Genomic DNA, 22,243 nt, shown 5'->3' on the forward strand with positions numbered 1-22,243 from the left:
TTTATGTTTTTTAATAAAGGGCAAAAGTAAGATTTATTTTTAGATTAAACAGTTACAAAAAGATTAAATTTAATGTAAAAATATTAAAAAGAAGGGGCTAGAGGTCTATCCGTAGAGAATATTTGGATTCCTTTTTTTGCCCATTCATTATAGAGATGATTTCCTTTGGCTTCAGCTCGTTTATCTAGATTTCCTAAAGTCCCAAGGATAGCAGGGATTTTCAGTTCATTGAGTTGCTGATATATAGCATCAGAAGCTAGATGTACTCCAGTGAAAGCCAGTAGTTTATTCTTAGGAATTCCTGTTTGTAGAATACGTTCTAGTTCTTCTTCATTACGGATGGTTACCGAGATGAGCATTTCAGGAGCTACCTTGTGTAAGGCTTGAGCCTGGGCTACATTATAGCTGATGAGAACTACCTGCCCTTGCATACCTTCAGCACGGACAAGGTCAGCTACTTTCTGGTAGGAGATGCCTTTCTTGAAGTCCAACATTAGGTAGGCATGATGTTGCTTACTCCAAGAAAGCACTTCTTTAAGAGTAGGAATTTTGAATTCTGTAACGGAACCAAAATCATCAATAAGCCTTTCCTGAAGGAGTTCTTCCCTTTTAAGAGACGAAACGATTCCTTTTCCTGTAGCGGTACGTCCTAGCTGGTCGTCATGCATTAGAAATAACTCTCCATCAGCACTCTCGAAAATGTCAATTTCAAAACTATGGATACCTTTCTTGGAGAGATATTGTATAGTCTGTAAGCAATTCTCAGGATATCCAGCAATGCCTTTTCCTGCACGATGGGCAGAGATAATAGGCTTTTGTGAATAATAGGAAATATTCGTGATTTCTGCTTGAGGGGTAATTTGCCCTGAAGAAGCATTTTTGCAAGCTACTCCTATAAAAGAAAGAAGTAGGAATAAGAGGATTTTTTTCATTTTTACATTCAGTTTTCAAGGGGCAAAGATACATCAAATTTTGGAAAAACTTCTCTAGCCTTTTGTTTTGATTTTCAAAAAGATAACTCTTTTGGAGGAATTCTTAAAGGAGAAAAGCTCTCAGAAAGTAAATAAGATGTAATTATTTAATTATTTTTTAGAAATAGACTCAATAAAATTGTAGTTTTATTAACTAAAAAAGGAGGGAATTGTGATATTTGTATGATTTAAAATTCGTATATTTGCGGGAAAATAAAAACCTAATCTTTATGCGAATCAAAATAAGTATTTGCTTATTATTTTCCCTATTTGGACTATTAAATACCTTTGCTCAGGAGAAGCAAATAAGTGGAGTCGTTAAGAACCCACAAGGGCTTCCTCAAGCGAATGTATTGGTTCAGCTCAAAGGAAAGGCTACTGGAAGTACCCAGACCAATGCAGAGGGAAAATATACGATCCTTGCTCAAGAAGGAGATATATTAGTGTTCTCTTTCTTGGGGATGAAAACTGTGGAGCGTTCCGTGGGAAATGCCTCCACTATAGAGGTAGCTCTTGAGAGTGATATAGCCAAAGGACATCTACCACAGGCTGCTCCTTCAGAGAGTTCTACAGTGGCACGTACCAATGTGCGTGGTCCTTCATCTATCTATGGGACTAGTAAGCCCTTATGGGTAGTGGATGGCATAATCCTTGATGATGGAGTGGAGCTAAGTCCAGATGACCTCTCTTCCTCAGATGCTAAAACACTTATCGCTTCTGCTCTGGGAGGACTTTCTTCAGATGACATTGCTTCTTTCAAGGTGCTTAAGGACGCTTCTGCTACTTCTATCTATGGTACTCGTGCAGTAGCAGGGGTAGTGGTGATTACCACTCGTAAAGGAGCGCAGGGGTCTAGTAGCATTTCTTATACAAATGAATCAACTTTTAGGCTTGTTCCTACCTATGATAATTTCAATATAATGAACTCTCAAGAGCAAATGGATTTCTATATGGAGATGCTCAGAAGAGGAAATTATTCTTATCATACACTTACTACTCGCAAGTACAAAGGAGAAATCGCACGAATGTATGAATTGCTTAATACAGCAGGTCCTGATGGGCGCTTTGGGTTAGATAATACAGATGCCGCCAAGACGGCTTACTTACAAGCTGCAGAACGCCGTAATACAGACTGGTTTGCTAAACTTTTCCAGACGAATGTAATGCAGAACCATTCGGTGAGTATCTCTACAGGAACAGAGAAAGCGTCTTATTATGCTTCTATTGGGGTTCTTACAGACCCAGGTTGGATGAAGTTTAGCAATAATGACCGTTATTCAGCCAATCTTAATGCTAATTATAAGCTTAGCAAAAAATGGACTTTCAATGTAATCGTCAATGGAGCTTATCGGGAAGCAAGAACACCAGGAAGCGTGGATCCTCTTACAGGGAAAGTATCTTCCTCTCTTGACTTAAATCCTTATTCCTATGCACTAAATGCCTCCCGTACCCTTTCTCCCTCTCAGTCCTATACCTATCGTTATGCTCCGATGAATATCTTTGAGGAATTGCAAAATAATTATACCAATACTAGTGTAGGAGATATCAAAATACAAGGGAGACTTGCTTGGAAAATTACCCCAAAGGTAGAAGCTACAGCTCTTGGAGCTATTAAGTACCAGAGTATCGCTCAGGAATTAAACCAGACCGATGATTCTAACTTAGCTAGAGCCTACCGTGCTGCGGACAACCTCAATATCATCAATAGAAATGATTATCTGTATGAAGATCCTTATGATGATTTCGATACCCGTAGAACGGTGCTTCCAGAGGGAGGAATTCGAGAAAAAACACAGAGTATCCTCAATGGAAAAGATTTCCGTGCAACCATTGACTACAAGGATTCTTTCTCCAAGGGAATTCACAAAATACAGCTCTTTGGAGGAGCAGAGACCAATGACACTTACCGCAATAAAGATTGGAATAAGAACTTTGGTTTGCTCTATCAATTAGGTGAAATTTCTTTCTTCTCTTATGAAGCTCTTAAGCAGATACAGGAAAGTACCAGCCCTAACTATTATACCGTAACCAATACCACTACCCGCAACGTAGCTTTCTTCTCTAACGCGACTTATGCTTATAAAGATAAGTATATTTTCAATGGAACACTTCGTACCGATGCTACCAATAAGTTTGCTAGCTCTCGTTATATTCGCTGGATGCCTACTTGGAATGTCGCTCTTACTTGGAATGTTTCCAGAGAAAAATTCTTCCCTAGCCTAAAACCGCTTTCTAACCTATCCTTTAAAGCTTCCTTTGGTTTAACTCCAGAGAGCCCATCAGTGAGCAATTCCTTGGCAAGAATTGTAGGAGATGTTCCTTGGCGAAGCCACAGCCGTACTCGAGAAACAGCTCTTAAGGTGGCTGATGTAGCCAATTATGACCTTACTTACGAGAAAACACAAGAGCTCAACTTAGGTACTCAGATAGGTTTATTTAAAAATCGTATCAATGTAGCTCTAGACTGGTATACCCGTAATAACTATGACCTTATTGGGCGTGTGCCAACCCAAGGACTTAACGGAAGTATCCTCAGTTATGGAAACGTTGCTGCTATGCGTTCTTATGGTGTTGATTTGAGCCTTGAGACACAGAATATCAAGCTCAAAGACTTCTCTTGGACAACTACTTTTATCTATGCTAAGAACGAGAACAGAATCACAGAGCTCTATGTAGATGCTTCTATGGAGAATATGGTAAGTGGAAATGGTTTCTCTAAGCAAGGCTATCCTGTAGGTTCTATCTTCTCTATTCCTTTTAGAGGACTTAATCAAGATGGACTTCCTACCTTTGCTGATGCCAATGGAAATACAACTATTGACGGGCTCCGTTTTGACCAACGTGATAATCTGGATTTCCTCCAATATTCAGGAACTGTTAAGCCTACTGATGTAGGTAGCTTAGGTAACTTATTCAAATACAAAGGCTTGTCCCTTAATGTGTTGTTTACCTATTCTTTTGGTAATGTATTACGATTGCCTACCGCCTTCAAGGCAAGTTATGATAATGATGCCTTGGCAATGCCTAAAGAATTTGCCAATCGCTGGATGCAACCAGGTGATGAACGCCGTACCAATGTTCCTGTGATAGCTTCCTTATATCAGCAAAATGAAATGCCTACCTTACAGTATGCCTATACAGCCTATAACTATTCCGATGTACGTATTGCCAAGGGTGATTTTGTCCGCCTAAAAGAGATTTCTTTAGGATATGATTTTGACAAAGAGACAGTTCGTGCAATGAAAATCAAACGTTTAGGAGTGAAATTACAAGCCACTAATCTCTTCCTATTATATGCCGATAAGAAGCTTAATGGAGCAGACCCTGAAGTGGTTGGAAAGAGTACTTTTATCCCTAATCCTAAACAAATTACCTTTAGCTTGCGTGTAGGATTATAACTTTTAATCTGTTTGAAATGAAAAAAATAATTACATTCTTAATAGCTCCTTTCTTACTTAATTTGGTAGCTTGTGATAAATTTCTGGATAAAAATCCAGACAGCCGAGTAGAGCTGGATACTGCCGAGAAGGTTCAGAAATTCCTAGTGAGTGCTTATCCGAGTGTCTCTCCAGCTGTACTTACTGAGTTTTCTTCTGATAATATAGATGATATAGGGGCGAATAACCGATACACTTTGCCTTTTATAGAAGAAATTGTTTATTGGAAGGACTTCCACGAATACGGAAATCGTGATGGGCTTCGTTCTATCTGGAATGATTCTTATTCGTCTATCTATCATGCCAATCTTGCCTTGGAGGCGATAGGCAAGTTGCCAGATTCACCTAGAGCAAGAGCTGCTAAAGGAGAAGCTCTCGTGGCACGTGCTTATGCTCACTTTGTACTAGTGAATCTCTTTGGAAAGCATTATAATACCACCACTAGTAGTACTGATTTAGGAATTGCTTATGTAGATGCTCCTATTACAGAGTTCCGAGCACAACGCCCTCGTAATACAGTAGCAGAGGTATACCAACGTATAGAACAAGACCTTACAGAAGGATTAGCCCTAATTAATGATTCTTATTATAGTGTCCCAAAGTTCCATTTTACCAAGAAAGCCGCTCAGGCTTTTGCAGCACGTTTTTATTTGTATAAAGAGAATTGGGTGAAAGCTGAGGAAATGGCTACAGCAGTATTGGGAGAAACTATTGTTCCTAGTGTATTGCGTAACTGGAGCGCTTTTCAGTCCTTACTCCCAGGAGACCCTCACGCCAAAGAATTCAGCCGAGATGATGTAGAAGCCAATATTCTTCTTACAACTATCGTAACCAAAGCCAATAGCTATATTGATGAAACTTCGGTAGCCCGCTTTACACACGGAGCAGCTTTGGCTAGTAGGGAAACTTTTTTGGACGGGAATAACCTTTGGGGAGGTGATCAGTCTGCTTATAAAGATAAACCTTATGTAAGATACAGACCTGAAATCAGCAAATATACTTTTACAAAATATCCTAAGTATGCCAATAGCCGTTCTCAAGTGGCTCTCTTCAATTCCGATGAGATATTGCTCATACGTGCAGAGGCTCGAATCTTGCAAAGTAATTATACAGGTGCCTTGTCAGATTTGAATCTTTTTACTTCCAGATACCTTACAGTGGCTACCGCTTATACTCAGAGTGATATCAATACCGCTTATGATAGGATAGCTTCTTCAAGCTATGATACCACTACTAAGCTTAGCTATGCTACTCAGAAGAAAGCCCTACATCCTGCTTTTACAATTCCTTCAGGGGCTGAGAATATGATTCATTACTTGCTTCAGTGTCGTAGGTTACTTACCTTAGGAGAAGGATTGCGCTGGTATGATATTCGCAGATATGGAATAGAAGTTTATCGCCATCAGTTAGATAACGAGGGTAATGCCTATGTAAAGGAAGTACTTACCCCTACTGATAACCGTCGTACTTTACCTCTTCCTGTAGATGTAGTAGCGGCAGGTTTAGAACAGAATCCAAGATAGTAAAACTAGAAATATGAAAAAAATAGCATTAACATTCTTATTAGTAACCCTTACGTGGTCTTGTCAGAAAGATGAGCCAAGTAAGAGTGATAGTGTAGTACAGCTCACTACACAGGAAGAAGTGCAGAACCGAACAGAATTAGACAGATATATCCTTGAGAAATTCAATAATGCCTATAATCTCCAGATTGTTTATCGTTATTCCGAGAATGATATCAGCCGTATTCTTAGGTATACAGCACCTCCTTCCACAGCAAAAACACTGGAAGCGGTGAACTTCCTTAAGTATATGTACTATGATCCCTATAATATGATTGCTCCTCCAGGATTTTTGCAGAACTATTCTCCTAAGCAATTGGTGCTTATCGGTTCTCAGGCATATTCGGATACGGGCTCTCGCTACAATGGTGCTGCGACCAATGCAGTAAAGATAGAGCTTACAGGGATCAATGAAAGAGTATTCAATACCAATTCAGATTCCGAAATTAAGGATATTGATAATCGTGTGCTAAGGCTTATTTATCACGAATCATCTCATTTGTTGGAGCAAACCAAAGTTATCCCTCCAGCCTATGAAAGGCTCTCTGCAGCCGACTATAAGGGAAGTGCTTGGACTACCGCTTGGTCAGGAGAAACTTACCTGAAATCGGGCTTTATCAGTGCTTATGGGAGTGATAATATTCACGAGGATTTCGTAGAGATGATTGCCCGTTATATTATCTATTATCAGAAAAACCAATGTGGCTGTGAGACAACAGACTCTTCCTTGGATACCGATGGAGATGGGCTTAATGATACAGCTTACAATACTTGGAAAGCGAGAATTCTTCGCAAGGGATATATCTGGGAAGAGGAACTTGCTAAAGCTGATGGAAAAAATAATGAGTCTGCTGATTATACAGGAAAGGAAATTATTCTTATGAAAATAGGAATCGTTAAGAGCTATCTCCAGAGAGAATGGAATATAGACCTTGATGCCTTAAGGGCGGAAATTCACACTCGACATGCTAATCTGCCCAATAAAGATTTTTCTCAATATGAATGGTAATTTATGAAAAAGTATATATATATGTTCGTCGCTTGCTCTTTCCTTATGGCTTGCGACCAAAAAGAAGAAGCAGTATATGATCAGAGTTATGTACAGCGTACTAATGCAACCGTAACAGAATATTCAAAAGTCCTAGAGGAAGCTCCCAATGGCTGGCTATTGCGCTTATACCCAGGGGAAAACCAATACTATGGAGGGTATAATTTTATTGTATCTTTTGCAGGAGGGAAAGTTACGGCTGTTTCAGAAGTTAATACTACAGAAGCTACCTCTGACTATTCTTTGAGCTTTAATGAAAAGGTAATTCTCTCCTTTGATACTTATAATGAAGTATTACACCAATTTGTAGAACCCTCTTATCTATTTCCAAGAGGGAAGGAAGGAGATAATCAGTTTGAAGTACAATCCTATGAGAATGGTGTTTTTACTCTCAAGGGGAAACACTCTCTTAACCTAATGACTCTTAGTAAGTTCGAAGGGAATAAGACAACCTATTTGGATAAAATACGAGCCAGAGAAGCACAATTCAAAACCGTAGGAATTACTCCTATTACCCTCAATGGAAAGGAAATAAAGCTAGTTCTTCATCCTACTTTACATCAGCTTTCGATAACAGGAGAAAATATTGACTATCAGAAAGGATTTGTTTATACCGACACAGGATTGAAGCTCTATGAACCTATTGTGGTAGAAGGAAAAACGTTCTCAGAATTTTTGATCTCTGAGGATAACCAAAAGCTCTCTACTCCTGATGGAACGATAGAAACAGCTTTGGTATATACACTTCCATATAATTTCCAAACCAAGCGTTTGATACTGAACCTATCAGATGACAGATGTAGTAGCCCTTCTGCTTTCTCTAAATTATATAATCAGTATAAGGAAGTTACTTATAATAGGCAGAACTATACTATTACCCCTAAAGTACAATTAGGGCTCAGTGGGGGAGAAGCTGCCTTGACTTTTTCTCTCTATCAAGCGACTTCTACAGCTCGTTATACCTTGGATTTTTTACCCGTTCCAGGACATTCTAACCAAGTGAATATTGTAGAGGGGGTAAGGAGCCTTAACTGGAATGTATTTGCTGTACTTTACCCTATTGTGCAAAGCTTGGTAAAGAATGCTCCTTATGAAATTACTGATGTTAATGGAGATGGAACCCAGTATAAGCTCACTAGCGTTAAGAATAGTGAAATTAGCTTCTTGACTACACCACAAAGGGCGACCCTTCCTTATAACTTCACTACTCGTAGGGCAAATTTACGTTTTGCTACTGATTATGCTTGCCAAACAATGATAGATGCCTATACAGCCGTACAAAACTATACTCGTACAGTGAATGGAAGTACAGTTACAGATGTTTTGGGGAATACAATCTATTTTGGGAAAAATGGAAATAATGTAGGCTTTCATTTCTATCTGACTCGCACAGGAAGAACAGGGCAAATCAACGCAGTACGTAATATAGATTTCCTTCCTGTCCCTTGTGATACCAATCAGATGAATATGATAGATAAGGGTACGCTCACTAACAATACCAATTGGGGTTCTTATAGCTACCTACTTCCCATTGTGAATATTTTTATCCAGAATGCACCTTATACAATGTCTAATGATGGCTCTGGGTATATCCTTTGGACAAGTGTAAAAAATTCAAATATATGGTTTTATACTTACTAAAAAGGTGAGTTTTAGGTAAAATAGGCTATCCGAAAAGGATAGCCTATTTTTTTGAAGATTAAAATTTATGAAAAAAATCGAAAATTTAGCTTTCTAAGCAGTAAGTAAGTGCTTGGTGAATCCAGATTTATTGAGCTTTTCCTCAGCATAAGCACGAGTAACTATGAGCTTTTTCTCTTCAGTACTAGGAAGGGAGAACATAGCATCAGTGAGGATACTTTCACAGAGAGAGCGTAGTCCTCTTGCACCCAGCTTGTATTCTAAGGCTTTTTCAACTATGAAATCTAACGCTTCTTCTTCAAAGGATAATTCTATATCATCCATTCCAAAAAGTTTGATATATTGCTTTATTATGGCGTTTTTAGGTTCAGTGAGAATCATCCTAAGCGTCTGTTCGTCCAATGGATTCATATAGGTAAGTACGGGAAGCCTTCCGATAATTTCAGGGATAAGCCCGAAGTCTTTTAAATCCTTATGGGTTACATATTGTAGGAGATTCTTATCATCTACGCGAGTCTCTTTAGAGGTATTGTAGCCCACTGCCTGACGATTCATTCGTTTGGCAATAATCTGCTCAATTCCATCAAAAGCTCCTCCTGCGATGAATAGAATATGCTCAGTATTGACCTCAATATATTTCTGGTCAGGATGCTTACGCCCGCCCTTAGGTGGGACATTCACAATAGAACCTTCAAGGAGCTTTAATAAGGCGTGCTGAACCCCTTCTCCAGAGACATCTCTTGTAATAGAAGGATTATCTCCTTTGCGAGCAATTTTATCAATTTCATCAATAAAAACGATGCCTCTTTCTGCTCTATCTACGTCATAATCAGCAGCTTGCAGAAGTCGTGTAAGGATACTCTCTACATCTTCCCCTACATATCCAGCCTCCGTGAATACTGTTGCATCTACAATGGCTAAAGGGACATTGAGCATTTGAGCAATGGTGCGAGCCATAAGGGTTTTTCCAGTCCCCGTTTGCCCTACCATTACAATGTTACTCTTTTGGATTTCTACCTCATGTTCGTCTCTGTCCTGTAATAAGCGTTTGTAGTGGTTATATACAGCTACAGAGAGTACTTTTTTGGTAGCTTCTTGCCCAATAACATACTGGTCAAGGAAGAGCTTGATTTCAGTAGGTTTCTTCAGAAGAAGATCCTTATTGAGTGCCATTATGGCTTTTTTCTTATTGTTTTCGATTTCAGAACGCCAAATGCTTGCCGCTTGTTCTATACAATAGTTACAGATATATACGTTGCTTTCCACCCCACTAGACACCAGGAAGACATCCTTGCTCGAGTGGCGTCCACAGAAAGAACAGGTTTCAGTAGTTGTACTCATAGAATGTTGAATTTTAAGGTTATTTTTCTCGGATAAGTACCTCGTCAATCATCCCAAAATCTTTAGCTTCCTTAGCAATCATCCAGTAATCACGATCACCAGTTTGGATGACTTCTTCTAAGGATTTTCCAGAATGATGAGCGATAATTTGAGCTAATTCCTCTTTAATTTTTAGGATTTCACGAGCGGTAATTTCTATATCACTTGCTTGTCCTTGAGCACCTCCTAAGGGCTGGTGAATCATCACACGAGAATGAGGAAGGGCAGAACGCTTGCCTTTAGCTCCTGCACAAAGGAGTACAGCCGCCATAGAGGCTGCCATACCTGTACAGATAGTAGCTACTTCTGGCTTAATGAATTGCATAGTATCATAAATACCCAATCCTGAATATACCTCTCCCCCTGGGGAGTTGATGTAAATTTGGATATCTTTGTTTGCATCAAGGCTTTCTAAGAAGAGTAGTTGAGCTTGTATGATATTGGCAACGTGTGAATTAACATCTGTTCCTAAGAAGATGATTCTATCCATCATTAGGCGAGAGAAGACATCCATCTGAGTTACATTCAGCTGTCTTTCTTCCATAATATAGGGGGTCATACTACTAATGATTGTATCATAGTAGGTGCTACTGATCCCTTGGTGTCCGATAGCGAATTTCTTAAATTCTTTAGAATAATTCATAGTGGTAAAAGTTTTTTAATGGTGGTGCTGATGTGTATAGAATTTCTCTATAAAAGAATCCACATCTATAGAAATTTTATTAAGGTTTGCTTTTTCTTTATAGAATGCGATGAGCTTACCTCCTATGAGTTCTCTGTGGATACGGTTTACTTCTTGTTCGTTCTTAAGGGTATTATTTACAAAAGAATCTATCTGAGTTTGTTCTACATCGGTGAGTCCATAGCGAGCAATCTGAGCACGGATAGCATTTTCTGCAAAAGAGCGGATTTCAGGATAAGTTACTTGTAGGTTATTATCTTTGATAATTTTTCCTTCGATAAGCTGATAGCGTAGTCCTTTTTCAGAACGCTCATATTCTTGATCGGCTTGTTCTTGAGTGATTTTTTCCTCACTGGTTACTCGAATCCATTTTTTGAGGAAAGCAGCTGGAAGTTCAAAGTGGGTTTTCTCAAGTAATACTTCAGTAGCATCATCTAAGAGGCGCTGGTCAGCATTAACAAGGAACTCTTCACGGATTCCTTCAGCCACTTTCTCACGGAAAGCTTCTTCAGTGGTGATTCCTTGATTAGGATATAATTGGTTAAAGAAAGCTTCATCAAGAGTAGCAAGAACTACTTCTTGGATATTCTCTATGGTAAAGGTAAGATCAATATCAAGGGTATGTACCACCTCGTGAGGGATTGCAAGAGCTTGCATTAGTACGTGAGCATCCTTGAATAAGTTCTTAGAAGGAAGAGTAAGCTGGTCTCCTACTTGTTTTCCTTTGAGCTGTTCAAGTGCTTCAGGAGTAAGTGACTGGGTAGTGAAAGTGTATTCCTTATCTATGTTTTCTTTTTCATTGAAGAAAGTACCTGTAATTTCAGCATTTTCAGTTACTGCCTCACAAGGGACGAGCGAACCAAAGCGTGTGCGTAGGTGCTCTATCTGAGTGGATACTTCCTTATCTGTAACCTGTATCTCATAATAATCAATAGGGGTAGAGAGGTCAATAGAGAATTCAGGAGCTAAGCCTATTTCAAATACAAAAGTATGTGAAGGAGCATCCCAATCTATATTAGGAGCATCTTCTTTAGGAATAGGTTGTCCTAAAAGGTCTAGGTTCTCTTGAGTAATATACTCATTAAGTTGTTGGCTAATGAGTTTATTGACTTCATCCACTTGGATAGCACGTCCGTATTGTTTTTTTACCATTCCCATAGGGACGTGTCCTTTGCGAAAGCCAGGGATAACGGCATTCTTACGATAGTTATTAAGGGCTTCATCTACTTTAGGTTGATAATCTTTTTTATCAATGACTAAGGTAATTACGGCATTGAGCGCGTCTATGGATTCTTTGCTAATGTTCATTAGGTTGTTTTTTATGTATTGAAAAATTCAGTTGGCAAAAGTACTATAAAATATTGGTTATACCAAATTTTTAGTCAAAAAATATCTTTTAGGAGCTTTCAGAGATTCCTATGAGAATGCTTGCAGCATTTCCCCCGAATCCAGTAGCATTGATGAGGATTTTTCGTAGTGGTCGCTCTGGAAGGCTTTCTAAGTAAGGAATGGGTAGAAAAGTCTGCTTTTGGAGCATAAGAATCGCCATTTGTAGGGCTAGGGCACCACTAGCGGCAAAAGTATGACCTATTTTCCACTTATTGGAGGTGAGTAAAGGGATATTTTCTCGAAAAACTTCTTTGATAGCGTGGTATTCAGACAGGTCTCCCTTAAGGGTACCTGTAACGTGAGGGATGATTACATCTACCTCCGAAGGAGAAATTCCTTCTAGGGCTTGGCGCATACTCTCTTGTAAGGCTGTTCCCTCATCGGAAATTGCCACAGGATGTTGGATGCGTTCGGTAGCGTACCCAATGCCTTGTATAAGGGCTATTGCATTAGGGCGAAAGCCTTCTTCTAGCGCAAATACAGCAGCTCCTTCTCCTAAAACCATTGTGTTGTGATTCTTTTTCCAAGATAGAGGCTGAGAAGGATAATTATCTGAAAGAGAACCATACACTTTGAGAGCTTTCATTTGAGCAAGGGTAAAAGGGGTTAGGGGAGCCTCACTTCCTCCAGCAAGAAATCCCTTCGCCATTCCTGCCTTGAGCCAAGCAATAGCATTGATTATAGCGTGTAAAGCAGTGGAACAGGTAATAGAATGAGAGAGTGCCATACCTTGCCCTTTGGCATCCTGCATTACCCACGAGGCAATATTCCCTAAGGAAGTAGTAGGAGAGGCGAGAGGGGAGCATTTACCTTGTTCTAAGTAGTTCTTATGAGCTTCCTCTAGTAAAGTAGTAGCTCCTCGGGAGGAGCCTATATTTACCCCAAAATCTTTCTCATTATTCCAGCCTGCTTGCCTGAGGGCTTCCCGTGAAGCATAGATGGCATAGAGGACACTGGGGTCTAAGCTCTTGTATTTCGGATTCTCTTCTTGTAGGAGGCTTATTTTCGCAAGACTTTCTGAAGTAATACGCCCTATAGGAAGTTTTTCTGTCCCCAGAGTAAATCCTTCAAAAAAAGGAATGTTTGACAGATAGGATTGCCAAAGGTCTTCCTCACAGGAGCCTAATGGAGAGATACTCCCCATTCCTGTAATAGAAATAGTAGTTTGCAATAGTCAAGGATTAAGAAGTTAGGGCAAAGGTACTATTTTTTTCATTATTTGGCAAGAAATTATTACAAATTTAATGCTTTAGGAGCTTGATTTTCCTAGAGCAATGTTGTATCTTTGCGGAGGTTTTCTCAAGAGTATCTCAACCTTTGAGTTTTTCTTTGGAATTACTAACCCTATTAAATATATTTCTGATGACAGGAGCAGAACTACAACAGAAGCTCAATGAGCATTGTCAGCAAATCCATGATCAACTTTCTGGATTTCTTTTCTATGGTATTCTTAGCTGTGCTGATGGTACTACACTAGCGAAAGCCTCCGCCAATGATGAGGTTTCAAAAACTATTGAACAGGGCTCTGCCTTTAACCTGACAATTGTCAATCAGGTAAAGCAGGTCGTGGCAAGTAACAAAGGCTTAGGAGAATTACAGCTGGATTTTATTCTTATCGAAACCAATAAAATCACCTTTATGATGATGGTCTCTTCACAAGGGAAGTTTTTCTCTATCACGGCTTTGGACAGAGAAAAGGCGAACTTAGGAATTGCCCGCGCCCTTATATACAAAAGTAAAACCGAATATGGAGATATTTTAGATAATTTCTTTTAAAAAAACGATATTATGTTAGCTATAAAAAATCCAACTACCACAGCAGCGTGGAAAGCTTTGCAATTACATTTCGAAAGAGTGAAAGATGTAACCCTACAAGAACTCTTTAAAGAACATCCTACTCGCGCCAAGGATTATTCTCTGGTCTGGGAGGATTTTCTGGTGGATTATTCCAAGAATAATTGGGACGAATCTACACGTAATTTGCTCCTACAATTGGCGGAAGAGTGTGACCTGAAAGCCTCTATTGAAAAATACTTCACTGGCGACAAAATCAACGCTACTGAAGGTCGTGCGGTACTCCATACCGCCTTACGCTCAGCAGAAAAAGAAATCTTGGTTGATGGGCAAAATGTTATCCCTGAAGTGGCTCAGGTAAAAGCCAAAATCAAGACTTTTAGCCAGGAGGTCATCTCCGGAAAGCGTACTGGTTATACAGGTAAGCCTTTTACCGATGTGGTGAATATCGGAATTGGAGGGTCGGACTTAGGTCCTGTAATGGTTACCGAAGCCCTAAAGTTCTACAAAAACCAACTGAACATCCACTTTATCAGCAATGTAGATGGTGATCACGTATATGAAGTCATTAAGCACCTCAACCCTGAGACGACCCTTTTCGTGATTGTCTCCAAAACCTTCACCACTCAAGAGACCCTCTCCAACGCCTTGACGGTGAAAGAGTGGTTCCTCAAAAAAGCCAAGGAAGCCGATGTAGCCAAGCACTTTGTAGCAGTTTCCACCAATCTTAAGAAGATAGATGAGTTCGGCATCGCTCCTGAGAATGTGTTCCCTATGTGGGACTGGGTAGGCGGTCGTTTCTCCTTATGGAGTGCTGTAGGGCTTACCATTGCCCTTTCGGTAGGTTATGAAAATTTTGAAGCGCTCCTTTTGGGTGCCCAGAAGATGGATACCCACTTCCGTACTGCTCCCTTCAAGGAAAACCTTCCCGTTCTTTTAGCTCTGCTCTCTATTTGGTATACCAACTTTTACGGGGCAGAGACTGAAGCGATTATCCCCTATACCCAATACCTACACCGCTTTCCTGCCTACCTACAACAGGCAATTATGGAAAGTAATGGAAAGTATATAGACCGTAGCGGACAACGTGTTGGTTACCAAACCAGTGCCATTGTATGGGGCGAACCAGGTACCAATGCCCAACACGCTTTTTTCCAACTCATTCATCAAGGTACCAAACGTATTCCTGCCGATTTTATTGGCTTTAAGCACTCACTCTATGGAGATAAAGACCACCAAGATAAGCTTATGGCTAATTTCCTCGCCCAAACCGAAGCGCTCATGAATGGTAAGACCCCTGAACAGGTACGTGCCGAGGGCGTAGCGGAACACTTGGTGCCTTTCAAGGTATTCGAGGGCAACAAATCCACTACCACCTTGCTTATTGACAAGCTCACCCCTGAAAGCCTTGGTAAGCTCATTGCCTTATACGAACATAAGATTTTCGTACAAGGGGTACTATGGAATATCTATAGCTATGACCAGTGGGGGGTAGAACTCGGTAAGCAATTGGCAGGTACAATTCTTAAGGACTTTTCAGCCACTGAACCAACAAAACATGATAGCTCTACAGCACAGCTTATTGAGAGAATAAAAAAATAGGATTATAGGGTCTTGGCTCTAATTTAGGACTGAATAAAATTTTAGTTGTCCTTTGCTAAGACCCTATAACTCTTGGAATCCTACTAAATCTTACAACCCTAAAATTAATGATCAAGCAAGAACAAGCCGACAAGTTCTTAGGCAAGCATGAGCCCAAAGAACTCAAAGAAGCCGATTTGGCTTCTTTCTCCGCCCCCTATCAAAAGTTGGGTGCATATATTACAAACCTGATAGACTACCATGAGTCAGCTGCCTTTGAACGGGAGTTTGCCTCCTACAACTTCCCTGATAAGCTCTGGGAGAGCAAGGAAGGAAAGGCACTTGCCTTGCTGCTCTTTGGCAAAGAAATAGCTCCCTACGCACAACGTGTTTGGGATTCTTTAGTAGCCTACCCCTATCAAATAGGGTGGGGTCGTCGCCCTTTCCGCTCGGAGAATCCTGCCGACTATACCGAGGTACAACTCTCTAAGATGTCTACACTGCATAACTATTACGGCTCAGGGGTGGGCGTGTTGCCTATAGCCGAGCAATTCCAATATGTGGTCTATAGGGAGTATAATGTAGAGGAATTCTTTGCCCTAGTGCTTTCAGAGAATCCTGATGCTTACTATGAGCTTTTTAAAGACATTTTCTCCAGCGAGCATGAGATAGGAGGGGTATGTGCCGTACTGATTAAGGCTGCCCTGATGGTGGAGGATACGCGTTACCGCACTTTGGTGGAGCAACTCCTTTTGGCTGCTCAGCTTCAGGAAGGCTTGAGACAAACAATCTTGGAATCTTTGGACGGCACCTCTTTGGCCTCCTTACAGCACTTTATAGAAGTTATTCTCCAGCACAACCTCACCCGCTTTAGCAGTGTGGTACGTGCAGTAGATGTATGGTTTGGCTTTGGCTGGGAAGCCCCCCAACAGTCGGTTGTCAAGCGTACTTTGGAGTTGGCACAAACCTTTCTTTCCGATCGTGCGGCTGCTGAGAAAGCGGTGAGTAGTAAGGACAACATAGAGCGCTATGTTGCTCTATGGTCAGTGGGGCTACGCAGTGTACAACAGGCGATCAGCTTGGCGGTGAAGGCTATCCAAGATCCTCAGACGAGCCACGAGGAACGTATCGTTACCCTCTACTTTGTACGAGAAACACGAAGAACCGATTGGGAGATAGCCACCTATGCGGAAAACCATTTCGGAGAAGCGGCTGATCTGGATTGTTGGCTCTTGCAGAACCTGCCTGAAGGTAGTCTCTCCCCAGTGCTTTTTGACCATATGCAGGCAGTTGCCAAGTCATTGCCTAAGGAGGGCAAACACTTTGAGGGTGTGGGCTTCCGTTGGCTTAACTTTACCCTAAAGTCGCAGGATATTTACCGATTTCTCATAGGCGAGGCCAATGAAGCGCAACAAGAGCGCTTGGCAGGGGAACTCTCGGAAATTCCTGTAGAGGTACGCCAGAACCTCCTGCAGAACGTGTATCCAGTGCTAGGTCGCGGGCGTTATCATTATTGGAGTGAGGAAGATAAGAAAAAGAAACCTGAAAAGTATCCAGCCGACTCTTGGCAACGTGCCTTAGTACGTACAGCTCTAAATGATAAGGCTTCCTATGTAGCCGAGATTGCTTTTGAGATTTTCAAAAAAGTGCCTTTGGTACAGGATGATATCTTGGCGATAGAGCAGGTACTCTCCCGTAAGAACAAGGAGCAACGCAAGGAGAGTGTGGCACTACTTATCAAGCAACCCGAAGCAGTGCTTAAGGACAGTACCTCCCGCCTTATTATCTCCAAGAGTGCTGACCAGCGCTTGGCGGCTTTGGAAATCCTTACCGTATTACAGGAGGAAGAAAGGCTTACCGATTATGTAACCGAGCAAGTAGAAGCCTATAAGGGGCGTAAGCTCACCAAGAACGAGCAGGTGCTTATGGACAAGCTCGCTTACAACCCTGATGAGACAGGAGAGCAGCGCTATGACCTCTCCAATGGCTTTGGTGTGATCAATTTTGAGAACTTAACGTCCTTTACCCTGCCTCAGCCTCAGTTTGACAAGGAGCGCAAGGAGAAAAAGGGCTTCCTCTTTGACAAAATCATAAGGGTGGAGAAAGTACGCGAAGCCCTCAATGACCTATTAGCCCTATGGCGCAAGCACAAGGACTACGAATATGCTTGTGAGTGGTACCAAGGAGAAACAAGGACACAGCTACTGGGGCAACAAATCTATCGAATGCATGCTACTAAGGAGGGCGAGACCCCTATGGAGGTACTCGAAGACTATCCTTTGGCAGAGTTGTGGAAAAGCTGGCACCAAAAGCATCAGCTCAATGAGATAGAGTACCAGTATGCAATCCGCTATTGCCAAAATCTTTATTATGAAAACAGAGTACCCAAGCAGCTAAAGGACTATTTGGCAGGCTATTACCCTGACTTCAAGGTGGCTTTCAAGGGTGATTTGGGAAATTATTACGACAGTGAAGCCCGCCGTTTGGAAGACCTTTTGACCCCTATAAGCGAGGCTTATGCTGAGGATAAGGCATTTTTGGCTAGCTTTAAACTCTCTGTTTTTGAAGATGCGTTGGCTACCTATCCGCCTGAAAAGCGCCACATAACCATAGAGCGTGATTATGAAGATTTGAGCTGGACAGATGTCATCCAAGACTATGTAATCTCTATAGACCAAGATGAAGAAGGAGATATAGACTATTATACTCCTGAACAACGCTTTAAGCTTTGGCAGTTGCTTTACTACACTTATGCCCAAAAACAAACCAAGGATGACCTTTCCTCCTATAACCCTCAGAACGTACTGACTGCCTTACGTGCCAAGGTACGTGAGGACGAACGCCTGCCAGGGATAGGAGGAAGTCTGATGGGGCTGACCCTGAACCTCTACCAAAAAGGACAACTCTCGGTAGATGACCTCTTGTTCTTCTGCCTTTTGGAGGACGAACTCTTTACCATAGTCCAAGGGGGAGAAAACTACCTCTACCGAAGACTGTCCGAGGCACTTAGAACTTCACTTACCTTCCCTGATACCGAGCTGGAACTGCTCAAAACGCGTATGCTCCAGTTAGAACTACAGCGGGGAGACCTACCTACCGATGCTTCTATCTATATACAGTACTTGCAAGAGGTAGAGGGTATGCACTACTTCTTTGAAGCTTTGGAGCGTATGGGCAAGGAGCCTTTTACTAAGGGCTATTACTACGGCAGTAGTGTAACCAAGCGCCATACCTTTAGCCATATCTTGGAGGTGAGCCAGCCGAGCGCTACCGATACTTTTACTGCCTTTAAGGCACATCTGGACAACATCAAAGTCACCGACAAACGCTTGGTGGAAGTGGCTTGTTATGCCCTACATTGGGCTGACTGGATTGGGGACTACCTCCAGATCAAGGACTTCAAGGAGGCTATTTGGTGGTTTATTGCTCATACTACTGATTATATGGATGCAGAGAAAGAAACGATTGTCTCCCAATATTCTACCGTACCACGTGACGACTTCCAGCGTGGCGCTATTGATGTGGATTGGTACCACCGCGTACATAAGGCAGTGGGTAAAGAGGGCTGGAAGCTCATCCAAGAGTCTGCCAAGTACCTTTCCGAAGGTATGGGGTATCGCCGAGTGAAGCTGTATTCAGCCGTACTCACTGGCGAGATTAAGTTGGACGAAGTCATCCAAAAAATCACCGAAAAGCGCGACAAAGATTATGTGATGGCTTTAGGATTGGTGCCTATTAGTAAAAAGAAGGAAGAGGAAGACTTAGTAAGTCGCTATAATCTTCTGCAAACTTTCCTCAAGGAAAGCAAACAATTTGGGCAACAGCGCCAAGAAAGTGAGAAGAATGCGGTGGAGATAGGCTTGGATAACCTCTCCCGCAATGCAGGCTATGAGGACAGTATCCGCTTTAGCTGGGCGATGGAAGCCAAGGCTACCCAACAGATTATGGAAAAATCTACCCTTGTTTTGGATGATACCGAAATAAAATTGGTGATTGACGACCAAGGAAAAGCAGAATTTTCAGTACGTAAGGGTGAAAAAATACTTAAAACAATCCCTGATAAGTATAAGAAGAACAAGGAAGTAGAAGCTCTTAAGGAAGGGAAAAACTACCTAACCAAGCAGTACAGCCGTACCCGTCTTTCCTTGGAACAAGCGATGCTCTCCCAAACCTTATTCTCTGTAGCGGAGCTCAATAGAATTATGGAACACCCTGTGGTGAAAGCGATGCTTAGCAAGCTTGTGCTGTTCAATCCAGAGACACAGGCTTCCGGCTTCTGGCAAGATGGATATTTGCTCAATGCGGAAGGTGAAAAGGTAGCCCTCAAAGCGGATGACAAACTGCTGATTGCTCACCCAAGCCACCTATTCTATGCGGTACAATGGGATTTGTACCAAAAGTATCTCTTTGACAAGGAACTCAAACAACCTTTCAAGCAGGTATTCCGTGAACTTTATATCCCTACCAAAGACGAGCTAGAGACCAGCAACCGCAGTGAGCGCTACCAAGGTCACCAAGTACAGCCTCAAAAGACCGTGGCACTGCTTCGTAGTCGTGGCTGGACGGTGAATTACGAGGAGGGTCTCCAAAGAGTATATCATAAGGAAGGTTTCCGTGCGACTATCTACGCAGTAGCCGACTGGTATACCCCTTCGGATGTGGAAGCTCCAACATTGGAATATGTAGTCTTCTACAATCTCAAGGACGGCAAGGAAGTGCCGATGAAGGAGATTAATCCGGTAATCTTCAGCGAGGTGATGCGTGATGTGGATTTGGTGGTGAGTGTAGCTCACGTAGGAGGCGTGGATCCAGAAGCTAGCCACAGTACGATGCAAATGCGAGGAGCTTTAGCCAAAGAAAGTGCTCGCCTATTCAAGCTTTCTAATGTGGAGGTGAAAGAACGCCATATTCTTATCAAAGGTAAGCTGGGCGACTACAGCATTCACTTGGGCAGTGGTATGGTCAGTCAAGGAGGTTTACAGCTCAATATCATAGCCGTACAGAGCCAACACCGTGGGCGGGTATTTTTACCTTTTGTAGATGATGATCCTAAGTCAGCAGAAATCATCTCTAAGATGCGCTTACTCGCCGAAGATGACAAAATCAAGGATCCAACAATCCTAGCACAGATAATGAAATAATTGAAAAAACTAAGTGTAAAACTTTATAATTATGATCAAACAAGAACAAGCGGATCTATATCTGGCTCCTTTCAAAGCAAAAGAACTTAAAAAAGAAGATTTTGCTTCTTTTTCCCAACCTTATCGGAAATTGGGAGAATATATTATTAATAGTTCTTCCTCTAACGAAGAGCGACATCTTGAAAATAACTTTTCCTCTTTCGGGTTTCCTGACAAGTTATGGGAAAGTGAAGAGGGGAAGGCTTTAGGAGCACTCCTCTTCAGTGAGGTACAAGTTCCTTATTTGCAACGTATTTGGGATATTGCTTACCAGTTTCCCTATTACTACTCTTCTTATGGCAGACGTCCATTCCGCTCACAAGACCTTGAAGACTATAGGAAGAAACAGCTTCGTACACTCTATTGGCTTCATACGCTCTATAAAAGAGGGATAGGCGCCTTACCTATAGAAGAGCAATTCCAATATGCTATCTACAAAGGAGGGGAAGAAGATTTCTTTGCAGTGGTTCTTTTGGAGAATCTTGATAAGTACTATCCACTGTTGGAAGAAATTTTTTTAGGAGAACACGAGATAGGGGCTGTATGTAACTCCATTATTAAGGCAGCTCTTATGGTAGAGGATACTCGTTATCATACTTTGGTGGAGAAGCTCCTTTTAGCAGCTCAGCTTCAAGAGGGACTCAGGCAGACTATCTTGGAATCCTTGGATGAGACGACTATTCCTGTACTTCAGCGATTTATAGCACTTATCTTGGAGCATAACCTCACTCGCTTTAGTAGCGTGGTACGTGCGGTGGATACTTGGTTTGGCTTTGGCTGGGAAGCTCCTCAACAGTCTGTTGTGAAGCGTACCTTAGAGCTGGCACAGACCTATTTGGCTGATCTCAATCAGGCACGAAAGGCAGTGAGTAGCCAAGACAACTTGGAACGTTATGTAGCCCTATGGGCAGTGGCGGTTTATGATGTACAGGAGGCATTAAGCCTTGCTACAGAAGCCCTGAACAATACCCAAACCAGCTATGAGGCGTGTGTGGTCGTGCTTTATTTTATGTATCAGACTCATAAGCAAACGTCTGAAATTCTTCCCTTTGCTGAAAATTACTTTGGAATAGAACCTGCCTGGGATTATTGGATACTACGAAATCTTCCTAAGAGAGAGATTCCACAAGAGCTATTTGAGAAAATGCGTACAGCCTCCCAAAAACTTCCTAAGGACGGTAAGAGCTTTGAAGGACTCGGCTTCCGTTGGCTTAATTTTACCGTAAAACCTTTGGATATTTATCAGTCTATACTCAAGGTTGCCAACGAACAACAACAGCAGATTCTTGCAGGAGATTTGGCGGAAATTCCTGTGGATGTCCGCCATATCCTACTCGACGATATCTTCCCGGTGCTCTCTCGTGGGCGCTATAGCTATTATAGTGATGAAGAAAAGAACTTGCCTCCTGAGGACTATCCAGCTGACTCTTGGCAACGTACCTTGGTGCGTACAGCGCTGAATGACAAGGGACCTTATGTGGTGAGTAAAGCGATGGAGGTGCTCAAGAAAGTGCTTTTGGTCAAGGACGATATCCTCGCCCTTGAGCAGGTACTCTCCCGCAAGAACAAAGAACAACG

Annotated in this window: 12 protein-coding genes and 1 pseudogene; 8 read left to right on the top strand and 5 right to left on the bottom strand. The window is 41.8% G+C overall.

Features of this window, described 5'->3' with window-relative positions; all coding sequences use genetic code 11:
* Positions 1-83: 83 nt before the first annotated feature.
* Positions 84-932, bottom strand: a complete 849-nt coding sequence (locus RYK20_RS06060; RefSeq protein ID WP_297981194.1) for a glycerophosphodiester phosphodiesterase family protein — start codon at positions 930-932, stop codon at positions 84-86.
* A gap of 269 nt (positions 933-1,201) precedes the next feature.
* On the opposite strand from RYK20_RS06060, the gene RYK20_RS06065 reads away from it, so the two are divergent.
* From RYK20_RS06065 to RYK20_RS06080, 4 genes are read left to right on the top strand one after another with little or no spacing between them, the layout of a single operon-like run.
* Positions 1,202-4,369 (top strand): SusC/RagA family TonB-linked outer membrane protein, encoded by a 3,168-nt coding sequence (locus RYK20_RS06065; protein WP_314894783.1) that lies wholly within the window; start codon positions 1,202-1,204, stop codon positions 4,367-4,369.
* A gap of 17 nt (positions 4,370-4,386) precedes the next feature.
* On the top strand, positions 4,387-5,931 hold the full coding sequence (locus RYK20_RS06070) for a RagB/SusD family nutrient uptake outer membrane protein (protein ID WP_314894784.1): 1,545 nt from the start codon (positions 4,387-4,389) through the stop codon (positions 5,929-5,931).
* A 13-nt stretch (positions 5,932-5,944) separates the two neighbouring features.
* Complete coding sequence (locus RYK20_RS06075; RefSeq protein ID WP_297978108.1) at positions 5,945-6,979, top strand: substrate import-associated zinc metallohydrolase lipoprotein; 1,035 nt, start codon at positions 5,945-5,947, stop codon at positions 6,977-6,979.
* Positions 6,980-6,982: 3 nt separating this feature from the next.
* On the top strand, positions 6,983-8,659 hold the full coding sequence (locus tag RYK20_RS06080; RefSeq protein ID WP_314894785.1) for a DUF4302 domain-containing protein: 1,677 nt from the start codon (positions 6,983-6,985) through the stop codon (positions 8,657-8,659).
* A 93-nt stretch (positions 8,660-8,752) separates the two neighbouring features.
* Here the strand turns inward: RYK20_RS06080 and clpX are convergent, their stop codons facing one another.
* From clpX to RYK20_RS06100, 4 genes are all read right to left on the bottom strand, one after another.
* On the bottom strand, positions 8,753-10,000 hold the full coding sequence (clpX, locus tag RYK20_RS06085; RefSeq protein WP_314602931.1) for an ATP-dependent Clp protease ATP-binding subunit ClpX: 1,248 nt from the start codon (positions 9,998-10,000) through the stop codon (positions 8,753-8,755).
* A gap of 19 nt (positions 10,001-10,019) precedes the next feature.
* Positions 10,020-10,682, bottom strand: a complete 663-nt coding sequence (gene clpP, locus RYK20_RS06090) for an ATP-dependent Clp endopeptidase proteolytic subunit ClpP (RefSeq protein WP_311456926.1) — start codon at positions 10,680-10,682, stop codon at positions 10,020-10,022.
* 15 nt (positions 10,683-10,697) lie between these two features.
* Positions 10,698-12,029 carry a trigger factor gene (gene tig, locus RYK20_RS06095; RefSeq protein ID WP_314894786.1) on the bottom strand — a complete coding sequence of 444 codons (1,332 nt, stop codon included), beginning with the start codon at positions 12,027-12,029 and terminating at the stop codon, positions 10,698-10,700.
* A gap of 88 nt (positions 12,030-12,117) precedes the next feature.
* A complete protein-coding gene (locus RYK20_RS06100; RefSeq protein WP_314894787.1) occupies positions 12,118-13,281 on the bottom strand; it encodes a beta-ketoacyl synthase N-terminal-like domain-containing protein in 1,164 nt (387 codons plus the stop codon).
* Positions 13,282-13,472: 191 nt separating this feature from the next.
* Between RYK20_RS06100 and RYK20_RS06105 the strand changes: the two genes are divergently transcribed.
* The 4 genes and pseudogenes from RYK20_RS06105 to RYK20_RS06120 form a co-directional block, all read left to right on the top strand.
* The gene (locus RYK20_RS06105; RefSeq protein WP_297978102.1) at positions 13,473-13,886 is read left to right on the top strand and encodes a hypothetical protein; all 414 of its coding nucleotides are present in this window, start codon (positions 13,473-13,475) and stop codon (positions 13,884-13,886) included.
* Between the two features lie 12 nt (positions 13,887-13,898).
* Entirely contained in the window at positions 13,899-15,506 is a 1,608-nt protein-coding gene (pgi, locus tag RYK20_RS06110) for a glucose-6-phosphate isomerase (protein ID WP_314894788.1), read from the top strand.
* 107 nt (positions 15,507-15,613) lie between these two features.
* The gene (locus tag RYK20_RS06115) at positions 15,614-20,626 is read left to right on the top strand and encodes a DUF4132 domain-containing protein (protein WP_314894789.1); all 5,013 of its coding nucleotides are present in this window, start codon (positions 15,614-15,616) and stop codon (positions 20,624-20,626) included.
* Between the two features lie 31 nt (positions 20,627-20,657).
* Positions 20,658-22,243: pseudogene (locus RYK20_RS06120) on the top strand (DUF4132 domain-containing protein); the annotation flags it as partial.

Source organism: uncultured Capnocytophaga sp. (genome assembly GCF_963525585.1).
Taxonomy (GTDB): domain Bacteria; phylum Bacteroidota; class Bacteroidia; order Flavobacteriales; family Flavobacteriaceae; genus Capnocytophaga.